The organism is Neptunomonas japonica DSM 18939 (assembly GCF_000422765.1).
Taxonomy (GTDB): Bacteria; Pseudomonadota; Gammaproteobacteria; order Pseudomonadales; family Balneatricaceae; genus Neptunomonas; species Neptunomonas japonica.
This window is the reverse complement of record NZ_AUGR01000026.1, coordinates 46,355-52,651: the sequence shown is the minus strand read 5'-3', so window position 1 is coordinate 52,651 and position 6,297 is coordinate 46,355. Positions and strand designations below refer to the sequence as shown.

Here is a 6,297-nt window from a genome sequence, read left to right as displayed (position 1 = left end):
TAGAGGGCTTCAATACTGTTCAGTAGTCTATCAGAAGGCATTGGAGGATAACGGTATGGTGCCGTCGATGACAGATGGTTATGATTGCTATCAGAATGCACTGGCAGAGAGAGTTAACGGGATACTCAAGCAGGAGTTTCTACTGTATCGATGTAAAACGTTTATTGAATTGAAAGTGTTGGTGGCTGAGTCAATCGCTATCTATAACCAAATGAGGCCGCACTTGAGCCTTGGCATGAAAACGCCAGAAGAGGTGCATAAAAAAAGCGGCTGCCTAGGGCAACCGCTTCTATCAAAAACCGTCAACGTATTTTAGGACGGGACAAACACTATACTTGCGTAGCAATAATGTCTTTCCATTTGGCAGGGCCGGTATTGTGGACAGACTCCCCGTTTACATCAACGGCTACCGTTACTGGCATATCTTTCACTTCAAACTCATAGATAGCTTCCATCCCCATTTCTGGGAATGCTAACACCTTAGAACCAACAATAGCCTTAGAGACCAGGTAAGCGGCGCCACCTACAGCCATTAGATAAACAGCTTGATTATCCTTAATCGCTTCTATCGCCGTAGGGCCACGTTCAGATTTACCGATCATACCTAGTAGCCCAGTACTTTCTAAAATCTGACGAGTGAATTTATCCATACGTGTTGACGTTGTAGGACCCGCAGGACCAACGACTTCATCACCCACTGGATCAACAGGGCCAACGTAGTAAATAAACCGGCCCTTAAGATCAACAGGAAGCTCTTCACCGTTATTCAGCATTTCAATCATGCGTTTATGAGCTGCATCACGACCGGTAAGCATTTTACCGTTAAGTAAAACAGTCTCGCCAACTTTCCAGTCTTTGACGTCTTCTGGCGTGATTTCATCCAAATTCACACGACGCGTACTAGCACCTACTTCAAAAGTAACTTCTGGCCAATCATCCAAGTTCGGTGGTGTAAGAACCGCAGGACCATTTCCATCAAGCGTAAAGTGAGTATGACGCGTTGCTGCACAGTTAGGAATCATAGCAACCGGTAAAGAAGCAGCATGAGTTGGGTAATCCATGATTTTCACATCAAGGATTGTAGTAAGACCACCTAGACCCTGAGCACCAATACCCAACGCGTTAACTGCATCCATAATTTCAAGACGCAACTCTTCTATACGATTCTGAGGCCCACGTTCACGCAGTTCATGAATATCGATAGAGCCCATCAATGACTCTTTAGCTAACACAGCCGCTTTTTCAGCCGTACCACCAATACCTATACCCAACATACCAGGAGGACACCAGCCAGCACCCATAGTAGGGACCGTTTTAACAACCCAATCAACAATGCTGTCAGATGGGTTTAACATCACCATTTTAGATTTGTTCTCAGAACCGCCGCCTTTCGCTGCGATATGAACTTCAACCTCTCCTCCATCCACTATTTCATAGTGGATAACAGCAGGCGTATTATCTTTAGTATTTTGACGCTTCCCAGCAGGATCAGCCAAAATAGAAGCACGCAATACGTTATCTGGGTGCATATAAGCGCGACGTACGCCTTCATTGACCATCTCGGTGACACCGATTTTGGCATCCCACTGAACATCCATACCGATTTTCAGAAACACGGTAACAATACCCGTATCCTGACAAATAGGACGGTGCCCTTCTGCACACATACGTGAATTAATCAAAATCTGAGCCATCGCATCCTTAGACGCTTGGTTCTCTTCTTTCAAGTATGCTTCGTGCACCCCTTTAATAAAATCAAGTGGGTGATAATAGGAGATAAACTGTAACGCATCTGCGATGCTATCGACGAAATCGTCTTGGCGAATAACGCTCATTCGAGGCTCTCCACTGCTCTGGTTCTTATCATGGTATGGCTCTAATGAGCCTATCTGTGGCAGGATTATACACCAAATCAATTGCTATGCGGGGTTGGGCGTTAGTCTTAACTTAGGATAAGTAGGAACTCATATCCACGTTAATATTAGGAGGTTAATGATCTGATTTTTCTGACAACGTAACTTTATTCCGGCCCTGCTCTTTACTTAAATACAATGCCTCATCTGCACGCTTGAGACATTCTCCAAACGTAACACCCGGGGTACACTCAACTACTCCAAAACTCATTTGAGTAACATAGTTAGCATCGCTTTCGACTCGCACTTCTTTTTCGAAAAACTGGCGAATTTTATCGATTTTTGAATAAGCAGATTCCCCATCAACACCGGGTAAAACAATAAGAAACTCTTCTCCTCCCCAGCGAGAAATAATATCTGCTTCACGCAACCTGGATCTAAAAAACAATGCTACTTCACATAAAACATGATCACCTTCAGCATGACCAAAGCTATCATTAATTCTCTTGAAGTAATCAATATCACCTAATGCCATGCTGACAGGCTCACCGTTTCTTGAAGCTTGCTGCAGTATTTTAAGCGATATTTCTGTCGCCATTCTTCGATTATAGAGCCCAGTCAAACTATCTAACGATGCAAGCTTAGCCATGGCATCTTCTTGGGTGACAGTAATGAAACGAATAACCATCATGGATATGATAAAAGGAATACCTGCTACCATAATATTTATAAAATGAACTGCCTCAACATATTCACTGTATTTATACTGATAAGACACATCAGCGCAGAACAGGTAAAGAAGCGCAAACGTAAAAATAAACGACAGGCTGTAAAACGAAACATATAAATAATTGAGTCGCGTATTCAAAATACCTAATGCAGAAATCGCCCATAAATAATGCTGAAAACCGACATCTAATCCAAGAAAAATAACAGCACATACCGAGTGAATCCACACCTCAGTGCATATCACTAGTATTGCATCAGCTTGCCTTCCCTTGCCGTTGAGAAATAAACCATATCCCCATGTAATAACGCTAGCGATATTAATTAATGCCATTTCAACGGCACCTATACTGAAAAAAACAGGGATCAGTGCCAAGTGAACCAAACCTGCAAACATCCCTATAACTGTGATGATCACGAATCGTCGAAAGTCTTTTTCTTCAATACAGGAAGGGCGTCCTGAAAGAGTGAGGTAATTCGCGAAATTTCTCAAATTACATCCTTATACTTGTAGATACCGATGTGGTTCACTCATGTAAAATAGCTAATAGTATTAAGATAGTTGTACACCTACCGAAAGTAAAACACCCTAACTATAGATCCGACAAACACAATGACTCGGTTAGCTATTATACCAAACTTGAATACAGCCTATTGCTCAGTACTATACTAAGAATAAGTTTTCTTACCCACAGCACTTATGGCCTTTATGTGAAAACCTACTGAGAATTAACCAGTGTTAGCCTATCATATAGATACTTATCCTTTTTCATTTAACAAGACCCTGAAGCTCTTTATAAGGTTAAATATATGAATAAAATCCTCATTCAACGCCAAGTATCATTGCCGGATCCAATGAGGATCAGCCGTTACTATAAAAGCCCAGAACTAGGCCCAAGAATATTGTTTTTCTCAGGTGGCAGCGCACTTAAACAAACCAGTAGAATACTCAAACACTATACGCATAACTCTGTGCACCTTGTGACTGCATTTGACTCTGGTGGTAGTTCCGCCAAATTACGCAGTGCATTTGACATGCCTGCTATTGGTGATTTACGTAGCCGCTTACTGGCGTTGGCCGATGAAACAATCACGGGCAGCCCAGCTACTTATGCACTCTTCAATTATCGTTTACCCGAATCTTCCACAGATGCCGAACTAACAGCGCAGTTATCTAGCATTGCAGAGGGTACAGACCCGTTAATAGTTGCTATCCAACAGCCTATGCGGGACTTAGTGAGAAACTTACTCTCTTTCTTTATCAACGTCATGCCTGAAAATTTCAACTTGCGTGGAGCAAGCATTGGTAATTTATTAATTTCAGGTGGTTACTTAACGCATAACCGACAGCTTGAGCCAGTCATATTTCTGCTCAGTAAACTTATTAATACGTTAGGTAAAGTGCACGCTATCACGGAAGAAAGCCTTCATCTAACCGCCCATTTAGAAGATGGGCAGCGCATTGTCGGACAACATAGAATCACAGGAAAAGAAGCACCGCCATTAGAGTCCCGCATTAAAGATATCAGTTTAAGCAGTGACCCCGATTATTATCAAAAAACACAATGCCAGTTAAGTGCTCCACTCAGTACGTTAATTAAAGAAGCCGATTTAATTTGCTACCCTCCTGGTAGCTTCTACAGCAGTATTCTTACCAATCTATTGCCCGTTGGCGTTTCAGAATCCATTCAAGAAAATACCTGCCCAAAAGTATATATACCGAGTCTTGGAAAAGACCCTGAGCTTTATGGAACGACAATATCGCAAGCTATCCAGCAGTTATTAAAATATCTAAAGGCGGAGAGCTTAAAAAAAGAAAACGAACAATTCTTAAATATTATTTTGATAGACTCTCGCTTTACTGAGGTCGATGCAGAGACTCAACAGTACCTAGCGTCTTACAACATTCAGATCATTGATACTCCTCTTGTAACACCAGACAGTGCCCCCTACTACAGTGCTGAAAAACTGGTTCATGCGCTCCTTTCATTAACATAGCATGCACTTTGATGGGCAAAAAAAAGAGTGGCCAACAAGGGCCACTCTAAAGAGCAAGCGCTCACTACAGGAGGGTGTTTCCTATCTTTGATAAGCATTGATGAATCATGGCCATAAAGCGCCCGGCATCCGCTCCATTGACCACTCGGTGATCAAAAGATAAGCATAACGGCAACTGTTTTCTCGGTATAAAAGCTTCTCCATCCCAAGAGGGTTTAATATCAGCCCTTGCTACCCCTAAAATAGCCACTTCTGGCCCATTAATAATAGGAGTAAAACCAACACCACCACTCGCCCCGAGACTCGAGACGGTGAAACAGCCACCTTGCATATCGTCAACCTTCAGCTTTCGCTCATTCGCTTTTGTCGCTAATTCAGCAAGCTCTAGCGTTAATTCACTGATTGACTTTTTATCAGCATCCCTGATAACAGGAACAACTAATCCCGCGGGTGTATCAACAGCCACACCGATATGCACATAGTCTTTATAGATAATCTGCTCACCATCTGCATGCAACGAAGCATTAAACTGCGGGTGTTTGCGCAATGCTTTAGCAACAATCATGATGATAAACGGCAGTATGGTTGGCTTCTTCAGCAAGCCATAAAGCTCAGGATTAATCGCTGCACGAAATGCATCTAGGTCAGTAATATCCACCTCATCAAACAAGGTAACGTGAGGTATATTTAACCAACAGCGCGTCATATGTGCAGATGTTGCTTTAGCGATACCCGAAAGGCTCTGAGTATCGATTTCACCAAACTGACTAAAATCTATACTCGGTATAGCGGGTATTCCAGATTGAACCTCTACATTAGCGTTATTCGCTGGAGACATTTGCTGTTTCACAAACTGCTTCACATCTTCTTTTAAGATACGCGCTCGCTTGCCAGCACCTTTCACTTTCGCTAAATCAACGCCTAACTCTCGTGCTAGTTTTCGAGTTGCTGGGCCAGCATAAACCTGGCTAGTGCCTACTGCAGATAACGATGCAGTAACTGTGCTACTGACTGCAACGGTCGATGCTGCGGCAATTGTTGAAGAAGAAGCGAGGGTTTTCGAAGCGCTCGCAAGCTTACTAGCGTTGCTATCGACCAGAGTAACAGCCAAAGGTGCGGCATCTTCAACAGAGCTCGACTTTACAGCTCCCAAGGCCTTAATTAAGACAACCCCTTCTTCAACCGTTTGGCCCACTTCAGCCACAAGCTCGATAACACTACCTGAGAAAGGTGCAGGAATTTCCATAGCAGCTTTATCAGACTCAACTAACAGCAGCATATCTCCCTCTTCAAAGCTATCGCCAGGTTGAACAAAAAACTCTATAACATCACCTTTTCCACCGGCATCTGGCATTAAAACCATCTGCGCCGATGCAACTGAGGCTACTTCAGCACTCTCAGGTACAGAATTTTCAACTACTTCAACAACCCCGGCGTCAATATCACTGGTTATAACACCTGATGTTTCAACCTTAGCAAGTGGGCGACCTTTTTCAATGCCGTCTCCCATCTCAACTAGCCACTCAACCACCGTTCCCTCTATTGAAGAAGGTACCTCCATAGAGGCTTTATCTGACTCAATAACAATTAACGATTCACCAGCAACAATCTGGCCGCCAATCTCAACACAAAACTCAATTACATCACCGCTGCCATCAGCATCGGGCATTAATATTATTTCCGTAGCCATAAATCACTCCCATAAAAGTGGGCACTCTGG

The 6,297-nt window shown here is 43.1% G+C and carries 5 protein-coding genes; 2 read left to right on the top strand and 3 right to left on the bottom strand.

Annotated elements, in window-relative coordinates; all coding sequences use genetic code 11:
• Positions 1-316 (top strand): integrase core domain-containing protein (locus G511_RS0115930; protein WP_028470525.1); only part of this gene is annotated, 316 nt, incomplete at its 5' end.
• A 13-nt stretch (positions 317-329) separates the two neighbouring features.
• On the opposite strand, the gene G511_RS0115925 is transcribed toward G511_RS0115930, so the two are convergent.
• Complete coding sequence (locus G511_RS0115925) at positions 330-1,835, bottom strand: fumarate hydratase (protein ID WP_028470524.1); 1,506 nt, start codon at positions 1,833-1,835, stop codon at positions 330-332.
• Between the two features lie 154 nt (positions 1,836-1,989).
• Entirely contained in the window at positions 1,990-3,072 is a 1,083-nt protein-coding gene (locus G511_RS0115920; protein WP_156905235.1) for a GGDEF domain-containing protein, read from the bottom strand.
• Positions 3,073-3,389: 317 nt separating this feature from the next.
• On the opposite strand from G511_RS0115920, the gene G511_RS0115915 reads away from it, so the two are divergent.
• A complete protein-coding gene (locus G511_RS0115915; protein ID WP_028470522.1) occupies positions 3,390-4,577 on the top strand; it encodes a GAK system CofD-like protein in 1,188 nt (395 codons plus the stop codon).
• Positions 4,578-4,641: 64 nt separating this feature from the next.
• Here the strand turns inward: G511_RS0115915 and G511_RS0115910 are convergent, their stop codons facing one another.
• Complete coding sequence (locus G511_RS0115910) at positions 4,642-6,267, bottom strand: 2-oxo acid dehydrogenase subunit E2 (RefSeq protein ID WP_028470521.1); 1,626 nt, start codon at positions 6,265-6,267, stop codon at positions 4,642-4,644.
• Between the last annotated feature and the right edge of the window lie 30 nt (positions 6,268-6,297).